The organism is Massilia sp. Se16.2.3 (genome assembly GCF_014171595.1).
In the GTDB taxonomy this organism is placed as follows: domain Bacteria; phylum Pseudomonadota; class Gammaproteobacteria; order Burkholderiales; family Burkholderiaceae_D; genus Telluria.
The window spans coordinates 3,587,171-3,604,434 of sequence record NZ_CP050451.1; the positions used below are offsets into that span (position 1 = coordinate 3,587,171).

The window sequence follows — 17,264 nt, forward strand, 5'->3', positions numbered from 1 at the left end:
GCTTGTCCTAGAATGGAGGCGAACCGGGCAGCTGCCCGACCGCGGGAACCACGCATTGACCACGACCACCACGACCGTCGCCCCCATCGCGCTCGACGCTGCCACCCTGGACGCCGCGCGCAGCTTCAACCGCAAGCTGGCACGCGCGCCGCGTTTCAAGGCGCGCTCCCGCCTCATGCCAATCCTGGCGCAGGCCCTGCTGCGCCTGTCCCAGGTCGGCGCCGACCGCAGGCTGGCACGGCGCGGCATCGGGGTCGAGACCCGCGTCGCCACGCACGCGGGCCTGCGCGTGCCGGTACGCGTGCTCCGTCCGGCAGCGCATTCAGCCAGCCCGCCGCGTGGCGTCGTGCTCGACATCCACGGCGGCGGCTGGGTCATCGGTAACGCGCGCATGAACGACAAGCACAATGCGGCGCTGGTCGAACGCTGCGGCGTGGCGGTGGTCTCGGTCGACTACCGGCTCGCGACCTTCACGCCGATGGCGGGTTTGATGGACGACTGCCTCGCTGCCAGCCGCTGGCTGCTGGAGGGCGGCATGCCGGAACTGGCCGGGTTACCGCTGATCGTGCGCGGCGAATCGGCCGGCGCCCACCTGGCCGCGGCCACCCTGCTGCGGCTGCAAGCCTGGCCCCGCCTGCTGGAACGCATCGATGGCGCCCTGCTCTACTACGGCGTGTATGACATGGCGGGAACGCCGAGCGTGCGCGCGGCCGGAGCGGAGACCCCGGTGCTGGACGGGCCCGGGATGACGGACGCGCTGCGCCTGCTCACGCCAGGCCTGGACGATACGGCACGGCGCGCGCCGCCCCGCTCGCCGCTGTACGGCAGCCTCGAAGGCATGCCGCCGGCACTGATGTTCGCAGGTAGTATCGATCCGCTGCGCGACGATTCGATCCTGCTGGCCGGGCGCTGGCGCGCGGTCAACGCGGTCGATCTGCAGCTGCTGCCGGAGGCGCCGCACGGCTTCCTCCATTTTCCGACGCCGCTGGCGGACATCGCGCTGGAATACAGCCATGCACGGGTGCGCGCGCGGCTGGACGACTGGCACCGGCACCATGGAGACAAAGCGGTGGCCGCCAGCCTGGCCGCCGGCCGCGCCCTCGAATAAGACCTACTTCTTGCGCAGCGCCGCGATCTGGGCACGCAGGTCCCTGACCTCGTTGGCGAGGCTGTCGCGCGCGGTGGCGGCGCCGACCAGTTCCATCTCGGCCGCCAGGCGCGCATCCGATTGGGTGGCGGTAGCGGCAAGGTTGCGCTCGAGCTGCTGGCGCAGGTCGGCCAGCTGCGCGTCCTGCCTTCGATCGCCAGCTGGTCCTTCGCCTTGCCGACCAGGGCATCCATTGCCACCTGGCGCGCGTTGCGCAGCTCGGCGTTCAGGCGCTCGATTTCCTCCTCGCGCTCGGCAATCGTCGCCAGCGCCTCGTCGCGCGCGCGGCCCGCATCGTCCAGGTCCCGCTGCAAGTCGTCGCGCTCGGCCTCGAGTGCTTCGCCGGCTTCGCGCAGTGCCGCCATGTCGCTTTCGTGCCGGGCCAGGGCCTCGCGCGCCGGCGAGCCGGCCTCCTCGGCGAACTGCTGCGCCCAGCGCGCCAGGTCGGCCAGCAAGGCCTCGGGCAGCTGCGCCTGCGGCGGGGCTGGTGGCGCCGCGTGTTCGGCGCGCCACGCCGCCAGGTGGCGGTGAATCGCGGTCGGCGTCCCGCTGCCCAGCGCATCGCGTACGGTGTCGATAGTGACCTGCCGGCCCTCCCCCTGCAGGCGGCTTGCCGCCGCCGCCACTTCCTCGTATGTCAATTCCTGGCGCGCCATGTCCATGATCGTGTAGTGAGATTGGATGCTGTCCGGGTCGATCATACGTTACCGGCCCACATTACCGGCGCCGCCGACGTCCCCGTGGCGTTGCATGTCAGTCAAGCCGATCCTATACTCGTGCGGTCGCGCCGCCGGCGCATCACCAGGACCCCGTCATGAAACTCGGCTATACCATCATCTATGTACCCGACGTCGCGGCCGCGCTCGCGTTTTTCGAGACCGCCTTCGGGCTGACGCGCCGATTCCTGCACGAAAGCGGCGCCTATGGCGAGCTCGAGACGGGTGCCACCACGCTGAGCTTCGCCGCGCACGAACTGGGCGAAATGAATTTCCCGGGCGGCCACGTGGCTGCGCACAGCTCGCCCCAGCCGCTGGGCTTCGAGATCGCCCTCGTGACCGGCGACGTGCCGGCCGCGCATGCGCGGGCCCTTGCGGCCGGAGCGCGCGAAATGGCGCCGCCGACCCACAAGCCCCGGGGCCAGACGGTGTCACGGGTACGCACGCCGGACGGCGTGCTGGTGGAGCTGTGCACGCCGGTCACCGGCTGAGAGGGCGCGCCTGCGGCCCCTCAGTCGCCGGGCCCTTCGCCAGGCATCGTATCGGCCATCAGGCGGAGTTCCTCCGGCGTGAGTTCTTCCGGCTTCTTGTCGGCCAGGCCGTCGGTAGCGTCGTGGCTTTGTGGGGCGGACTGCTGGCTGCCTTGCTGACTTCCTTGCTGGTTGCCCTGCTGCTGGTTTTGCAGCTGCGTTTGCTGTTGATTCGCTGCGTCGCCTGATTGCTGCTGGCTGCCAGATCCATTCTGCGATTCGTTCGTCATCATGCCCTCCCTGCGATTCGGTTCGAGATGACGCCAGTGTGACATGTCCTTGGCGGCGCTGGCGTCCGCATGAATCGCAGCTGCCGGCGCCCCGGTGTAGCGCCCGGAGTGCCGGCAGACCCGGACAGCCTTACTTCATCGTATAACTCTGCTGCGCCGTATCGACCGCGAAGTTACGCGTCGTGTCCCAGTAGGTGAAACTGTAGCGCACCACGTCGCCGATCTTCAGGCCGCCCGCCACATAGGTGTTCACGCTGCCATCGAGGCGCATGCGCACGTTCTGCTGGGCACCGTTGTTGACCGTGTAGTGCACGTCGGCCCAACTGCCGGTGGTGGTATTGAACTGCAGCATGGTGCTCGAGGTCTGCGTCACCGAGGTCGGGCCGCTCGGCGTGGTCGGCGGCGGGGTAACCGTGCTGCCGGAATCCCAGACGATGTCGTCGATCGCGAACTGGAAGGTCGAGGCAGGCAAGCGGTTGGCGTCGCTCGAGATCATGAACACGTCCAGCAGCGACTGCGCCGCCACCTTCGGCCCCAGCAGGGTCGATACCGGCACCGTGGCCTGCGCCCAGTCGCCATTGCGCACCAGGCCGTAAGCCGTGGTGTTGGCCGGGAAGTTGACCCAATTCTGGTTCGTGTAGGTGTCGCCCACGCCGATGTTGAACGAGACATTCGCCGGAATCTTGATGCGGAACTTCACTGTGCCATTGCGGAAGTTCGACAGGTCGCGCGCCTGGCGGGCCTGGACGCCGCCGCCGAACCACTGGCCGGGCGCCGTGTAGTTCCAGGCGATGACGTTGCTGCCCTCGAAGGGTGCCGTGTTCCCTGCGCCGGATGACGCGCCGTTCCACAGGAAGATGTCGGAACTGGTCCCCGCAACGAGTTTGCTGTTCACGGCCGTGGTGTCGGTGAACACGCCAAACTTGCCCACCTCCGGCACGGTCTGGTTGCCCAGCTTGACGCTGCCCTTGCCATCGAGCTGGTAGACGCGGACATAGTCCACATACATCGTGCCCGGCAGCGGCGCCGTCACCTGGCCGGGGCTGGCCGCGTCAGTGAAGTTGCCGCCGACGGCCAGGTTCAGCAGCAGGTAGAACGGCGCCTGCAGCGCGGTGGAATTGACCGGCAGCGGCGCATCGTACATGTTGCGCTCGACGCCGTTGTCGACGACCGTAAAGCGCATCTGGTTATCAAGCCAGTACATCCGGTAGGTGACGAAGCGGTTCGCCAGCGAGGTCGCGGGAACGTACCAGTTCTTGGTCTGCCAGGCGGTCGAGGCCGCGCAACTCTCGTTGCCGGGCACGCAGGCGGCCTGCTGCCAGGTGATGACGTTCGAGCCGGTGAAACGGTCGGTCGAGGGCGATCCGGCGGCGGCGCGCACGGAGGCCCTGTGGCCCATTTCCATGATGTCGATCTCGCCGTTGCGCGGCCAGGTCTGCGGGCTCACGCCCAGCATCCAGGCGGCCGGCCACAGGCCAGTGCCCAGGGGCGGGGTGCTGAGGCGGATCTCGATCATGCCGTACTGCACCTGCACCTTGCCCTTGCTGTCCACCTTGCCCGAGGTGAAGACGTTGCTGCCGACGGTCTGGCTGCGTGCCTGGATGGCCAGTGCGCGCGTGCCCGACTCGAAGGGCACGTTGGTGATCGACAGGTTGTTCGGGCTGTAGTATTCCAGCTCGGCATTGCCGTAGCCGCACAGGTTGATCTGGCAGCCATTGCCGTCATAGGTGTTCCAGACGGAGGTGTTCAGGCTGGTGCCGTTGAATTCCTCGGACCACAGCAGCTGGCCGATCTGGGGGTTGTCGACGCTGGCCGTGGCATGCGCGCCGCAGGCCAGCAGCAGCGACGCCGCCAACGTTCGGGAAAGCGCGTGGAAAGGTTTCCAATTCCGTGTGTGTTCTGGGTGACGGTGTTCGTTCTGGTTATTCACTTCGACTCCTCGGTTAACTCCAAAAGAAAGCGGGCCGGATGTGCCGGCGCCGCGGCCTGCCAACTTGCTTGCGTTGGTCTCGAATTGAATGGGGTCGGGAGAGATCCCGGTAGCGCGAATGGAAACGTTTCCAAAGGATGGAGGAGAATATATGCCGAATTCGAACGAGCGTCAAACGGCACGCATGATGCGTGCGGGCTTACCCGGCGGGCATGGCGACATGCTGGTGTAGTCGGGAGTTGCCCGTCAATGGCCTCGAGCATGGCAAGGCGGACCAGGCAGCGGCGCGCAACGCAGTCCACCACCATGGTGCGGCAGCGCCCGCACCGCCCGTCCCCGTGTCGGCCGCGGCGCCTGCCCTATTCGTCCTCGTCCTGCAGCTGCGCGAAACAGGCCAGCGCCGCCTTGCCGAGGCCGTCGACAACGAAGGGTTCGTCGGCGGCGAAGCGGGCGCCGTCCACCAGCAGGCGCAGCTTGCCGAGGCGGTCGGCCAGCGCCAGCACGCGGGCGAGCGGCGGCGCGTCCGTGCTGCCCGGGTCGAGCGGGTCGAGCCCCGCCGACGCGTTGATCGCCGCGCTGACGGACTCGGGAAAATCCCACAGCGTCGCGATCTGCGCCGACAACAGGCGCGACCGCATCAGGAGCGCCTCGACGAACGCGGGCGACTGCGGCACCGTGCCCTCCTCCGCCAGGCCGTCGATCAGGCGAAAGGCCACCACGAGCCCGATGTTGGCCATCAGCCCCGCCAGATAGGCTTCGAAAGCGTGGGCGCGCATGGCGGGCGCGAGCCGGGCGGCGGCCTGGGCGCACTTTTCCGACTGGCGCCAGATGAGCGGGGCCACCCGCCGCGCCAGGCGCCCGCTCTGCATGCTCATGACCGGGCGGAAGGCCACGCGCGCGAGCAGCATGCGCATGCCGTTCTGGCCCAGCAGCATGACGGCGGCGTCGATGCTGCTGACCGGCGGCCCGGCGTGGTAGCGCGGCCGGTAGCATGGCCGGTTCGCTTCGCGGTAGACCTCCGCCACCAGCACCGGGTCCTGCGACAGGTGGCGCGACAGCGCGGACACGTTCATGTCCTCGTCGCGCAGCAGGCGCATCAGTTCAGGGATGATTTCGGGAACGCGCGGCACCAGCGCGGCGCCGCTCTCGGGCGCGGCCGTCAGCGCGGCCAGGCGCGCGAGCACCTCGCCTTCCGGGGTCGCGGCCGCGGGCAAGGCGCCGCCCGCGGCCAGCCAGCGGTACCAGGCGGCGTCGACCTCGGCGGCGCTTGCCGCCGGCGCGGTGTCCTCCTCGCGCTCGTCCTCGTGCGCCGCCGGCGCGCGTGCAGCATCCCCGCCGCCTTGCCCGTGCCCTCGCCGCCGCCCAACAACTTGCCTATCCAGCCCATGTGCGTCCTGCCCGCCAAAGAATCGTTCCGCCCCGATTCTAACCCGTGGGCGCGGCGCGCACGGGCACGGGCACGGCCCTACCGTTGACGACCTGACAATTCACCGGTGCGCGCCCGCATCCGGCTCGCATGCGATGATTGCGCCAGGGCGCCCATGACAAAGGCGTCCCGCATCCGGCCCCGGCGCCGGCTGGAACTTCGCCGGAGCACATCGTCGTACCATGACAGACATCCTGATCATCCTCTTTCTGATCCTCCTGAATGGCGTCTTCGCCATGTCGGAACTGGCGCTGGTGTCGGCCAAGCGCATGCGGCTCGAAAAACAGGCCCAGGAAGGCAGCCGCGGCGCCCGTACCGCGCTCGACCTGGCGGACGAGCCGAGCAACTTCCTTTCCACCGTCCAGGTCGGCATCACCGTGATCAGCATCTTCAACGGTGCCTTCGGCGAAGCCTCGCTGGTCGCGCGCCTGACCCCATGGTTCAAGGAGATGCCCCTCACCGCGCCCTACGCCTACCAGCTGGCCCTGGGGCTGGTGGTCATCTGCATCACCTTTGTCTCGATCATCCTTGGCGAGCTGGTGCCGAAACGCATCGCCATGCAGTACCCGGAGGCGATGGCGACCTGGATCGCCCCGCCCCTGCGCACCCTGTCGATCGTGATGAAGCCCTTCGTGAAAATCCTGTCGCTCACGACCGAGGCCATCGTGCGCCTGCTCGGCATCGGCCGCCACAAGGAGGAGGCGCCGACCGAGGAAGACATCACCGGCATGATCAAGGAGAGCACCGATGCCGGCGTGTTCGAGAAGACCGAATTCGACATCGTCTCGCGCGCCCTGCGCCTGGACGACCAGCACCTGAAAGCCCTCATGACGCCGCGCGTGGACGTCAGCTTCGTCGACCTGGAAGCCACGCGCGAGGACAACCTCGAACGCATCGCCAACAGCCGCTACAGCCGCATGCCGGTCTGCCGCGGCGACCGTTCGCAGATCGCCGGTTTCGTCCATACGCGCGACCTGCTGGCCCAGGCGGTGCGGGCCGGCACCCTGGACGCCATCGACATCGCCGGCGCGGTGCAGGAAATCCTGTATGTGCCCGAGACCGTGAGCGGCATGGCCCTGCTGGAACTGTTCAAGAAGAATAATGCGGAACTCGCGCTGATCGTCGACGAGTACGGCGACATCCAGGGCATGGTCACGCTGACCGACGTGATGAGCGCCCTGGTCGGCGACGTCACCGTCATCGGCGAGGAGCACGATCCCGACGCGGTCCAGCGCGAGGACGGCAGCTGGCTGCTCGACGGCGGCATGGCGCTCGACCGCTTCCGCGACCTGATGGCAACGAACGAACGTTTCCCCGGCGAGGACGCCAGTGCCTACCACACCCTGGCCGGCTTCGTCCTCTACCAGCTCGGCTACATCCCCCAGGCCTCGGAAACCGTGCAGTGGGGCGACTACCGCTTCGAGGTCGTCGACATGGACGGCAACCGCATCGACCGCCTGCTGGTCGTGCACGCGCCGGCGCCACCCGAACCCGTCGAGGGCGAGGCAGTGCCGGAAGACCGCGTCGGCTGAGCATGCCCGGCCGTCCTGCGGCCGCTATTAACGTCGCCTGTTCCTGTCCACGATACCGCTCCTGGGCGGCACCCTCAGCGGCTGCCTGCAGCAAGCGACACGCGCACCCGCGCATGCCCGTGCCAGCATCGCCGACTTCGACGCCGCGCTCGCGCAAGCCCTGCGCGATGCCGAGCTCGATTCCGCACGGGCCTGGCGGGAGCTCGAGTTCCGCGACGACGCCCTGACCGAAACCCAGACCAGCATGGCAGGGCGCCGCTCCGAACGCCGCATCCACCCGCGTGCCATCGAGCTCATCGTCAGCGCCGAAATCTCGAATCGCGCCAGGTACGAGAAATCCTATCGGCAGCCGACCTGGCCGGGCGGCAGGTCGGGCGTGACCATCGGCTTCGGCTACGACCTCGGCTTCGTCAAGCCGAAGGCCTTCGCCGATCACTGGAAGGACCTGTTGACGCCTGCCCAGATCGCCGACCTCAGCCCGGTATGCAGGGTGCAGGGCGCCGCCGCGGCGCCACGGGTGGCTTCGGTCGGGCACGTACACGTGGAATGGGATGTCGCGCAGCAGCAGTTCCAGCGCTTCCTGCCCTTCGTGGTCGCGGAAACCGAGGACGCCTTCCCGCATTGTGCCGAGCTGTCCGACATGAGCCTGGGCGCGCTCGTGTCCCTCGTCTACAACCGCGGCAGCGACACCGATCCGGACAACCCGCGCCGCATTCACATGCACCAGTGCCGGGTCGCCATGCAGAACCGCGAGTTCGACACGATTCCGCGCTACCTGCGCGACATGAAGGTCATCTGGGCTAACGAAAGGAATGCGCGCGGCCTGCTGGTGCGGCGCGAACTGGAAGCAAAACTGTTCGAAGCGGGCTTGTCGTGAACCCGCGCGCGCATTGCGCCGTCCTCGGCGCCCTCCTCGGCGCGGCCCTGGCGCTCCTTCCCTGCGGGGTGGCGCTGGGCCAGGCCGGCGCGTCGGTCGGCGCCGGCATGGCCGCGGCCGAACGGATCGGCCAGGAGCAGTCCATCCTCAAGGACAAGTCCGCGGCCGGGTCGCTGGGCCGGCTCGGCAAGTTGCCGGAACTGGAACAGGGCAGCGGCCTCGATACGACCGACAAATGGATACTTGAGGGCAGCCGCGGCTACCCCGCCTGGAACGGGAAGATCGATCCCGCACTCCTGAACGGAATGAAGGGCAAATTGCCACCAGGCTGGCGGCAGGGACGCGCGTTCCCGGACAAATTCGATTCGTCCACCGAGGACCCGAGGGTCTCGGCCATCATCAAGGCCGGGAAGATGCAGAAATACACCTTCGACGACCTCGTGCGCGACTCGAAGGAACTGGACGTCCCGCGCGAATGGGGTCTCGCGCCCGGCACCATCAAGCGTCCCCGCGGGTCCTGCCCCCAATGCCAGGAAGTGGACCCGGGGCCGGCGGGCGTGGTGCTGACCCAGGTGCACAAGCTGCCCCTGCCTTCCAGTACGGCGGAAATCGCCGCGCTGGGGCTGGCGAAGCAGGACAGCGCCGCGTGCAGCAGCGCAGTGAAAGAGATGCGCCTGCAGGACGCCTCGGGTTACAGCCTGGTCGACGACGAACGCTTCCAGGTGCAATGCCTGGCTGCGGGCGGCGATGGGCGCCCTGGCGCCCCGGGTGCGGACAGGAAGCCGGAGGTGGCGGCCTGCTTCGCCCTGTATGCGCAGTTCGACGAGAAGTGCCTGGAGACGGCGGCCAGCAAGCGCGACGAGGCCCTGCTCCAGCAGGCCGGCATCCTGGTGCGGGTGGTGCCTGGCCTGCCGATGAAGATCCTGTGTTCGGCCTGGAGGGCGAGCCCGGCAAGCGTGCTCACCGCCCGTCACTGCCTGGCGCGCGAACAGCTGCTCGCCCCCGGCCAGGACGCGGTCGCTCCCGGGGCGCTGACCTTCGTCCCCTACGCCCAGGCCACGTCGGTGCGCTTCGATCCGAAACAGCGCCGCTTCGGCTACGTCGTCAGCGGCGAGATCGCCAGGGACGGCGCCGTACTGCCCCTGTCCTACCCCACCTCGCGGCCCAGGATCGACGAGGACCTGGTGCTGCTGTCGGTCGAGGCGGCGGACGCCACGCGTGCCGTTCCGGACGATACGGCCAGGCCGGCGGTGGCGGTGCCGCCGCAGAGCCGCCAGGGCAGCTACATGACCGTCATCGGATTTCAGGAATTCGTCTACCGCGCCTATCTGCTGAGCGCGCGCCTGAAGGAGGAAACGCTGCCCACCGACGAAGCCCGGTGGCCAGCGGCGAGTGGCGCAAGTTCGTGCGGGTGCATCGCAGCCCCATCTGCCGCAGCCTCGTCAGCGACCGCGGCAGCCTGCGTCACTTCTGCCAGACCTTCGGGCGCACCAGCGGCGCCCCGCTTTTCACCTTCGACAGTACGCCGGGAACGCGTCCGGCCACCTATCTCGTCGGGGTGCAGTCGCGCGGCCTGTCGGGCGTCGAGGGAACGCGGGCCAACAACGAGGCGGTCGCGGTGCGCCAGGGAGTCCACCCCTACCTCGACAAGCTGCTGGGCGGCGCCACCCCATGAGCGGGAAGCCGGCGCCCCCCTGCATGCGGGATTTGCCGCATGCAGGGGGGCGGTGGAATATTGCATGTTTGCATGTCGGAACTGCATTAGAATCCTATTCCTTTGCACTTACCGGCGCAGGCAGCAATGGCAGAACCCACCCAGCATGACCTTTCCCAGCGGCAGCTTCCCAAACAAAAGGAAGCGGCCCAGCAGTTGCGGCGCGGCCTGAAGAGCCGCCATATCCAGCTGATCGCCCTCGGCGGCGCCATCGGCACCGGCCTCTTCCTCGGCATCGGCCAGACCATCCCGATGGCCGGGCCGGCCGCCCTGCTCGGCTACGGCATCGCCGGCATCATCGCCTTCCTCATCATGCGCCAGCTGGCCGAACTGGTGGTCGATGAGCCGGTCGCGGGGTCGGTCAGCCATTTTGCCGACAAGTACGGCGGCCACATGGCCGGTTTCGTGGCCGGCTGGAACTACTGGGTCATGTACGTGCTCGTCAGCATGGCCGAACTGTCGGCCGTCGGTATCTACGTCCAGTACTGGTTCCCGCAGGTCCCCGCCTGGGAATCCGCGCTGATCTTCTTCGTGCTCGTCAATTCGCTGAGCCTCCTCAACGTGCGCGCGTTCGGCGAACTGGAGTTCTGGTTCGCCGTCATCAAGGTGGTGGCGGTGGTCGGCATGATCCTGTTCGGCATCTACCTGCTGGCCTCCGGCACGGGCGGACCGCAGGCCGGCGTAGCCAACCTGTGGCGCAACGGCGGCTTCTTCCCGAATGGCGCGGCCGGGCTGGCGATGTCGATGGCGGTCATCATGTTCTCCTTCGGCGGACTGGAACTGATCGGCATCACCGCGGCCGAGGCGGACGATCCGGCGCGCTCGATCCCGCGCGCTACCAACCAGGCCCTCTACCGCGTGCTGATCTTCTATATCGGCGCCCTGTTCGTGCTGCTCTCCCTCTATCCCTGGCAGCGGGTCGGCGCCGAAGGCAGTCCTTTCGTCCTGATCTTCGATGCCCTCGACAGCAAGTTCGTCGCCCATGCGCTGAACTTCGTCGTGCTCACCGCCGCACTGTCGGTCTACAACAGCGCGGTCTACGCCAACACGCGCATGCTCTACGGCCTGGCGGTCCAGGGCAATGCGCCGCGCGCGCTTTTGAAACTGAGCCGTAACGGCGCGCCGGTCGTCGCGCTGGCTGTCTCCGCCTTTGCCACGCTGGTCTGCATCAGCGTGAACTACTTCATGCCGCGCGAGGCCTTCGGCCTGATGATGGGCCTGGCGGTGGCGGGACTGATCATCAACTGGGCCACGATTTCCATCGTACACATGCGTTTTCGCACGCTGCGCGCCGGCAAGCCGACGGGCTTTCCGAGTCCCCTGCATCCGTTCTCGAACTGGCTGTGCCTGGCTTTCCTGGCCGGCATCCTGGCGGTCATGTACCTGACGCCCGGCCTGCGCGTATCGGTGTACCTGATTCCGGCCTGGCTGCTGCTACTCTGCGCCGGCTACGCCCTGCGCCGGCGCGGCGCCCGCACGGCCTAGCCGCTCGCTCGTGCCGGGGCGGCGCCGGTTTCGTTAGACTGGGCGCTGGATTTATCTTCACGGCGCGCATGAAATCGTTCGAACAACCCCCGGCGCCGGGTGACGCGGCGCCGCAAGGTGGCGCGCAGCTGACTGGTACCGATGGCCAACCCGGCGCCGACACCCTCCTGGCCGGGGCCCGTGCGCCGGCACGCGGGGCCGGTGCCGATGAGCGAGTTCGAGGCGCGCTGGCGAGCGGTGGCGCCGCCGCCCGCCTCCTGATTGGTCCCCGGCGCAGGGGTTCACTGCGCCCCCTGCAGCCTGAGGCAGGAGCTAGCCGCAAACGGTAGGGTGGGCGCCCCGTGCCCACGCCGTCCGCACCTTGCCCCGTCCCGTGCGCTCGCCGCCGCCGCAACCCAGTATTCTGGTAGCAAACCGACAACGCCGGCCTGGGCTGGCCTGTCGTCCACTGACCCAAGCGGACAAGCCTGTCCAGAACCGAATGACCACGCTCCGATCCGATGCCGCGCTGCGGCGCGAGCAGATCCTCGATGCGGCCGACGCGGTGTTCGCCGCCCACGGCATCACGGCGCCGCTCGACCTGGTGGTGGCGCAAGCCGGCGTCGGCCGCGCCACGCTGTACCGTAACTTCCCCGAGCGCGCCGCCCTGGTCGAGGCCCTGTTCGACCGCGCGCTCGCGCAACTCGAGCTTGAACATGGCGGCGCCGACTTCTTTGTCCTCCCTCGAAGCGGTGGCGCTGCGCATCGTCGCCGCGCCCGCGCTGGCGGACTACTGGCGTGCCCTCGATGCGGTGTCGACCGCGCGCGGGCCCGGCGAGCGTATAGCGCGGCTGTTCCGCGCGCCGCTGGCCAAAGCCGTGCGCAGCGGGTCCTGCCGCGCCGACCTCAAGCCCGCCGATATGCCCCTGGTCTGCGGCATGCTGGGCGCGACCCTGCGCGGCAGCTCGCCGGCGCGGCGGCGCGCGCTCGTCAAGCGCACGCTCGACCTGCTGGCGGCCGGCGTCGCAGCGTGGCCGGAGCGCTAGATGGTCGTGCTGCTAAAGCCCACGCCGAACTGGGAAGAGCACGAAAAGCCGGGGCTGCCCGGCTCCCCCGCGATGCCCCGGCACCCGCCGCTGGTGCGCCTGGCGTATGCGCTCGTCGCCCTCCTGGTGGGCCTCACCGGTGGCCTGGGCAATGCGCTCGTCTCGGCCAACCTGGCCACCATCCAGGGCCAGCTCGGCCTGACCCCGTCGGAAGGCACCTGGCTGCCGGCCGCCTACGTGATGGTCAACATCACGGTGAACCTGCTGGTCTTCAAGTTCCGCCAGCAGTACGGCATGCGCATCTTCACCGAGATCGGCCTTGGACTGTACGCGGCCGTCACGCTGCTGCACCTGCTGGTGGGCGGCTTCGCGATGGCCGTTGCCGTGCGCGCCGTCAGCGGCTTCGCCGGCGCGGCCGCCACCACGCTGTCGATGCTCTACATGCTGCAGGCCATGCCGCGCGCCTACACCGGCAAGATGGTCGTACTCGGGGTCGGCATCCCCAGCCTGGCCACGCCGCTGGCCTGGCTGCTCTCGCCCACGCTGCTGGTGTATGGCCAGTGGCACAACCTGTATCTGTTCGAAGCCGGCCTCGCACTGTGCTCGCTGGCGGCCGTGGTGATCCTCAAACTCCCGCCGGGCATGCACATCAAGGTCTTCGAAAAACTCGACTTCCTCACCTTTGCCCTCATGGCGCCGGGCGCGGCGATGCTGGTCGCCGCGCTGGCCCAGGGCTACAGCCAATGGTGGTTCGACGAGCCCTGGCTGGCCTACCTGCTCATTGGCGCGGTGGTCCTGATCAGCACTGCCTTCTACATCGAGCACCACCGCGCCAACCCGCTGATCCAGACCCGCTGGCTGATGACGCCCACCATGTTGCGCTTCATCGTCGGCGCCTTCCTGATCCGCTTCCTGACCTCGGAGCAGACTTTCGGCGCGGTCGGCCTGCTGCGCACCCTCGGCATGGGCCCGGATCAGATGCAGCCCCTGTTTGCCGTGATCCTGGCCGGCACCGTGCTCGGCATCGCCGCCAGCTCGCTCAGCTTCAGCCCGAAGACGCTGATCCCGCAGATCATCGTCGCCATCGTGCTGCTGGGGTCCGCGGCGGTGCTGGACTACGGCCGCACCAGCCTGGACCGCCCGCAGGACTTCTTCTTCAGCCAGTTCCTGATGGCGGTCGGCAGCGGCATGTTCCTCGGCCCCCTGGTCCTGCTGGGCATCACCCAGGCATTGAAGTTCGGCCCCAACTATGTCATCACCTTCACGGTGGTGCTGTCGATGACGCAGACCCTGGGTGCGATGACCGGCTCGGCTCTGCTCAGCACTTACCAGCTGCATCGCGAGCAGGTGTATTCGAGCGAACTGGTCGCGCAGATCAACCCGGCCGACCCGCAGGTGGCGCAGCGCCTGCAGCAGCAAACGGGCGTGTATCGCGCCACGGTCCTCGATCCGGTCCAGCGCGCGGCGCAGGGCACGGCGCTGCTGGCCCAGATCGCCCGGCGCGAAGCGAACGTGCGGGCCTTTAACGACGTGTTTGCCTTGAGCGGCGTACTGGCCCTGCTGTTCCTGTTCTGGTCCCTGTTCGTGGCGATCCGCGCCGCGATCCGCAACCGCAGGCTCGATGCGGCCGCCGCCGCTCCAGCCAACCCGGCGCCCGCGCGCGCCGTCAACACCTGAGATTCCATGAACCAGCCTTCCCGTCCCACCCGCGAAGAACTCGACGAAGCGGCCGCCAACCCGCCCGCCCCGACCGACTCCGACGACAGCGCCACCAACGGCGCTGCCGGCACCCCGGCAGCCATGCCAGCCGGCCGCAGGGCGACCGATCCGCCGGTGGTGCCGGTCACGCCCGCCGCGACATCGGCAGCGGCGCCCGCCGCGCCGCCAAAGATCATCAAGGCCAGTGCGCGCTCGATCGCGCTGATGGCGGTGGTGGCGGCAATCGGCATCGCCCTGATCATGTGGGCCTGGCACCTGGGTCCCTTCAACACGGCGCGGGTGAGCACCGACAACGCCTACGTGCGCGGCGCCATCACCGTGCTCTCGCCGCAGGTCAACGGCTATGTCACCGAGGTGCTGGTGAAGGACTACCAGTACGTCAAGGCCGGCCAGGAATTGCTGCGCATCGACGACCGCGTGTATGCCGAGCGGGTGCGCCAGGCCGAAGGCCAGCTGGCCAATGCCGTCGCCCAGTTGAACAACGCCGAGCAGACCCAGGCCCAGAACACGGCGTCGCGCGGCTCGGCGCGTGCCAACCTGGCCGCGGCCGAAGCGGAACTGGCGCGTGCGCGCGCAGAACAGGCCCGGGTCGACGAGCTGGCCGAGCGCGGATCCGTGTCGCTGAGCGAACGCGACCGCGTGCGCACCTCGGCGCGGGTGGCCGCGGCAAACGTCCTGAAAGCGCGGGCCGACATCGACATCGCCGGCCAGCGCATCAAGTCCACGACCGTTTCGCGTGGCGGCTTGCAGGCCCAGGTCAGCATGGCCGAGGCAGCCCTCGCGCTGGCGAAGATCGACCTGTCCAACACGGTGATCAAGGCGCCGCGCGACGGCCAGGTCAGCGAGGCGACCGTGCGCCGCGGCCAGTACGTGACGGCCGGCTCGCAGCTGCTGTTCCCGGTGCCCGACCAGCTGTGGGTGGTAGCCAACTTCAAGGAGGGCCAGACCTGGCGCATGCGCGTCGGCCAGCCGGCGCGCTTCACGGTCGACGCCTTCGAAGGCGCCTCCCTCACCGGCCACGTCGAGCAGATCGCGCCAGCGACGGGTTCGAGTTCTCGGTGCTGCGCCCCGACAACGCTTCGGGCAACTTCACCAAGGTCGTGCAGCGCCTGCCGGTGCGCATCGCCATCGACCCGAGCCAGGAGCTGGCGCGGCGGCTGCGGCCGGGCATGTCGGTGACGGCCGAAGTCGATACAGGCGCGGTGCCGCGCCAGGACGCTCGGGCCGGTGCGGCGGGTGGCCGATGAGGAGCCGGCGCGCGTTCACGGGTTTGCTGGCGGCGCTGGGCGCGGCCAGCCTGTCGGGCTGCCTGCCGGCCTGGCGTGCGGCGCCGGCGGGCTCGCAGGTAACGCCACCGGCCGCCTGGCGCGAGCCTGCCGAAGGCAACGCAAGCGTCGAGCCGCGCTGGTGGCGTGCCTTTGGCGACCCGAGGCTCGATGAGCTGGTAGCGGCGGCACTTGCCCGCAACAGCGATGTCCTGATCGCCGTGGCGCGGGTCGACGAAGCGCGCGCCCAGGCCGAGCTGGCGGAAGCGGCGCGCCTGCCAGCCGTGAACGGCGCACTGGGCGTACAGGCCGGCCGGGCGCTGCAGGCCACCGGCATCAGCGACAGCAAGACGATCCAGCCGGCGCTCCAGGCCAGCTGGGAGCCGGACCTGTTCGGGCGCATCCGCAACCAGGTGCGCGCGGCCACGCTGCAGTACCGCGCCAGCCAGGCCGAGCGCGATGCCGTGCTGCTGGCCGTGGCCTCGACCACCGCCCAGAATTACATCGCCCTGCTGGCGCTCGATGCCCAGCTCTTCATCACCCATGAAACCGTGGCCTCGCGCGCGGAAGCTTTGCGCCTGGCGACCGACCAGGCGCGGGTCGGCTATATCTCGCAGCTGCAGCTGACCCAGGCCCAGTCGGAATACCAGTCGGTGTTGCAGGCCATTCCGGAACTGGAACTGGCCGTGCGGCGCCAGGAAAACGCCGTGCGCCTGCTCGCGGGCGAGCTCCCCGGGCCGCTCGAGCGCGGCAAGGCCTTCGATGCCCTGCTGCTGCCGCCCGTGCCCCAGGCCCTGCCCTCGCAGCTGCTCGCGCGCCGGCCCGACATTGCCCAGCGCGCGCTGCTGCTGGCGGCCAGCGACACGGCGCTCGCGCTGCGCCGCCAGGCCTTCCTGCCCCAGGTGTCGCTCAGCGCCCAGCTGGGCAGCCTGTTCGTCAATGCGCTGGATTACGATCCGGTCACGGTCTGGAGCATTGGTGGCAGCGTGCTGGCGCCGCTGTTCTCCGGCGGGCGCCTGCGCGCCGGATACGCGGCGGCTGCTTCCCAGCGCGACCAGGCAGCATTCGCCTACCGGCGCGCCGTGCTCACCGCCTTTTCGGAGGTGGAAAATGCGCTTGCGGGTGTGCCGCGGCTTTCGGCACAGGTAGGCCACGCGCAGCAAAGGCGCGAGATCCTGGCGCGCTCGCTCGGCTATGCGCGCGACCGCTACCAGGCCGGCTACGCCTCTTATCTCGAGCAACTCGACGCCCAGCGCAATTTATTCCAGGTAGAGCTGAACCTGGTGACGTTGCGGCGCACACAAATCGATAACCTGGTCGCGCTGTACCGGGCGCTGGGGGGTGGCTGGGCGGCGCTGTAGTATCCTCGAGGTGCACACCTTTGGCTGGGATCTCGTCGCACAATAGCGAACACGCTAGGTTTGTGCTGCTGCGGCCGAGCGCCAGCGTGTCGTCCATACCAGCGCTGTACCGCGTGGGCTCGAGAGCCCACCCTACCACGTCAACACCGTCAGCAGATCGTAGGGTGGGCTCTTGAGCCCACGCTGTCTTTCGTGTCAGTGCGCACCGTACGGCTTCATGCGACCCGGAGGGAAACCGCATCCCACGTGCATGAATCCCGCGCATTTTTCATCAGCCATGCTGCATCGCACCACGAAAATACTTCGC

13 protein-coding genes and 2 pseudogenes are annotated in these 17,264 nt (G+C 68.8%); 11 read left to right on the forward strand and 4 right to left on the reverse strand.

What is annotated here, in order from left to right; all coding sequences use genetic code 11:
- The first annotated feature begins 55 nt into the window (after positions 1-55).
- Positions 56-1,108 (forward strand): alpha/beta hydrolase fold domain-containing protein, encoded by a 1,053-nt coding sequence (locus tag G4G31_RS16380; RefSeq protein ID WP_229425052.1) that lies wholly within the window; start codon positions 56-58, stop codon positions 1,106-1,108.
- A gap of 404 nt (positions 1,109-1,512) precedes the next feature.
- Here the strand turns inward: G4G31_RS16380 and G4G31_RS26475 are convergent.
- Positions 1,513-1,848, reverse strand: a pseudogene (locus tag G4G31_RS26475) (DNA-binding protein); the annotation flags it as partial.
- A 113-nt stretch (positions 1,849-1,961) separates the two neighbouring features.
- Here G4G31_RS26475 and G4G31_RS16390 point away from each other — a divergent pair.
- Complete coding sequence (locus G4G31_RS16390; RefSeq protein ID WP_182988555.1) at positions 1,962-2,354, forward strand: VOC family protein; 393 nt, start codon at positions 1,962-1,964, stop codon at positions 2,352-2,354.
- 20 nt (positions 2,355-2,374) lie between these two features.
- On the opposite strand, the gene G4G31_RS16395 is transcribed toward G4G31_RS16390, so the two are convergent.
- The 3 genes from G4G31_RS16395 to G4G31_RS16405 form a co-directional block, all read right to left on the reverse strand.
- Positions 2,375-2,623: a hypothetical protein gene (locus tag G4G31_RS16395; protein ID WP_182988556.1), complete on the reverse strand. Its 249-nt coding sequence runs from the start codon at positions 2,621-2,623 to the stop codon at positions 2,375-2,377.
- Between the two features lie 130 nt (positions 2,624-2,753).
- The gene (locus G4G31_RS16400; RefSeq protein ID WP_229425053.1) at positions 2,754-4,478 is read right to left on the reverse strand and encodes a glycoside hydrolase family 16 protein; all 1,725 of its coding nucleotides are present in this window, start codon (positions 4,476-4,478) and stop codon (positions 2,754-2,756) included.
- Between the two features lie 434 nt (positions 4,479-4,912).
- Positions 4,913-5,767: an HDOD domain-containing protein gene (locus G4G31_RS16405; protein WP_182988558.1), complete on the reverse strand. Its 855-nt coding sequence runs from the start codon at positions 5,765-5,767 to the stop codon at positions 4,913-4,915.
- A gap of 394 nt (positions 5,768-6,161) precedes the next feature.
- On the opposite strand from G4G31_RS16405, the gene G4G31_RS16410 reads away from it, so the two are divergent.
- The 9 genes and pseudogenes from G4G31_RS16410 to G4G31_RS16450 all read left to right on the forward strand — a co-directional run bounded on the left by G4G31_RS16410 (position 6,162) and on the right by G4G31_RS16450 (position 16,957).
- Entirely contained in the window at positions 6,162-7,511 is a 1,350-nt protein-coding gene (locus G4G31_RS16410; protein ID WP_182988559.1) for a hemolysin family protein, read from the forward strand.
- Positions 7,512-7,755: 244 nt separating this feature from the next.
- Positions 7,756-8,388: a hypothetical protein gene (locus tag G4G31_RS16415; protein WP_182988560.1), complete on the forward strand. Its 633-nt coding sequence runs from the start codon at positions 7,756-7,758 to the stop codon at positions 8,386-8,388.
- Positions 8,385-10,274: a hypothetical protein gene (locus tag G4G31_RS16420; protein ID WP_182988561.1), complete on the forward strand. Its 1,890-nt coding sequence runs from the start codon at positions 8,385-8,387 to the stop codon at positions 10,272-10,274. Before G4G31_RS16415 ends, G4G31_RS16420 begins: the two co-directional genes overlap by 4 nt.
- Positions 10,190-11,587 (forward strand): amino acid permease, encoded by a 1,398-nt coding sequence (locus G4G31_RS16425; RefSeq protein ID WP_182988562.1) that lies wholly within the window; start codon positions 10,190-10,192, stop codon positions 11,585-11,587. The genes G4G31_RS16420 and G4G31_RS16425 overlap by 85 nt, the downstream gene beginning before the upstream one ends.
- A 481-nt stretch (positions 11,588-12,068) precedes the next feature.
- Positions 12,069-12,188 (forward strand): annotated as a pseudogene (locus tag G4G31_RS29270) (TetR/AcrR family transcriptional regulator); the annotation flags it as partial.
- Between the two features lie 94 nt (positions 12,189-12,282).
- Positions 12,283-12,612: a hypothetical protein gene (locus tag G4G31_RS16435; RefSeq protein ID WP_182988563.1), complete on the forward strand. Its 330-nt coding sequence runs from the start codon at positions 12,283-12,285 to the stop codon at positions 12,610-12,612.
- On the forward strand, positions 12,613-14,289 hold the full coding sequence (locus G4G31_RS16440) for an MFS transporter (protein ID WP_182988564.1): 1,677 nt from the start codon (positions 12,613-12,615) through the stop codon (positions 14,287-14,289).
- Positions 14,290-14,295: 6 nt separating this feature from the next.
- The gene (locus G4G31_RS16445) at positions 14,296-15,510 is read left to right on the forward strand and encodes an HlyD family secretion protein (protein ID WP_374011250.1); all 1,215 of its coding nucleotides are present in this window, start codon (positions 14,296-14,298) and stop codon (positions 15,508-15,510) included.
- A gap of 64 nt (positions 15,511-15,574) precedes the next feature.
- Entirely contained in the window at positions 15,575-16,957 is a 1,383-nt protein-coding gene (locus G4G31_RS16450) for an efflux transporter outer membrane subunit (RefSeq protein WP_182988565.1), read from the forward strand.
- The last annotated feature ends 307 nt before the right edge of the window (positions 16,958-17,264 follow it).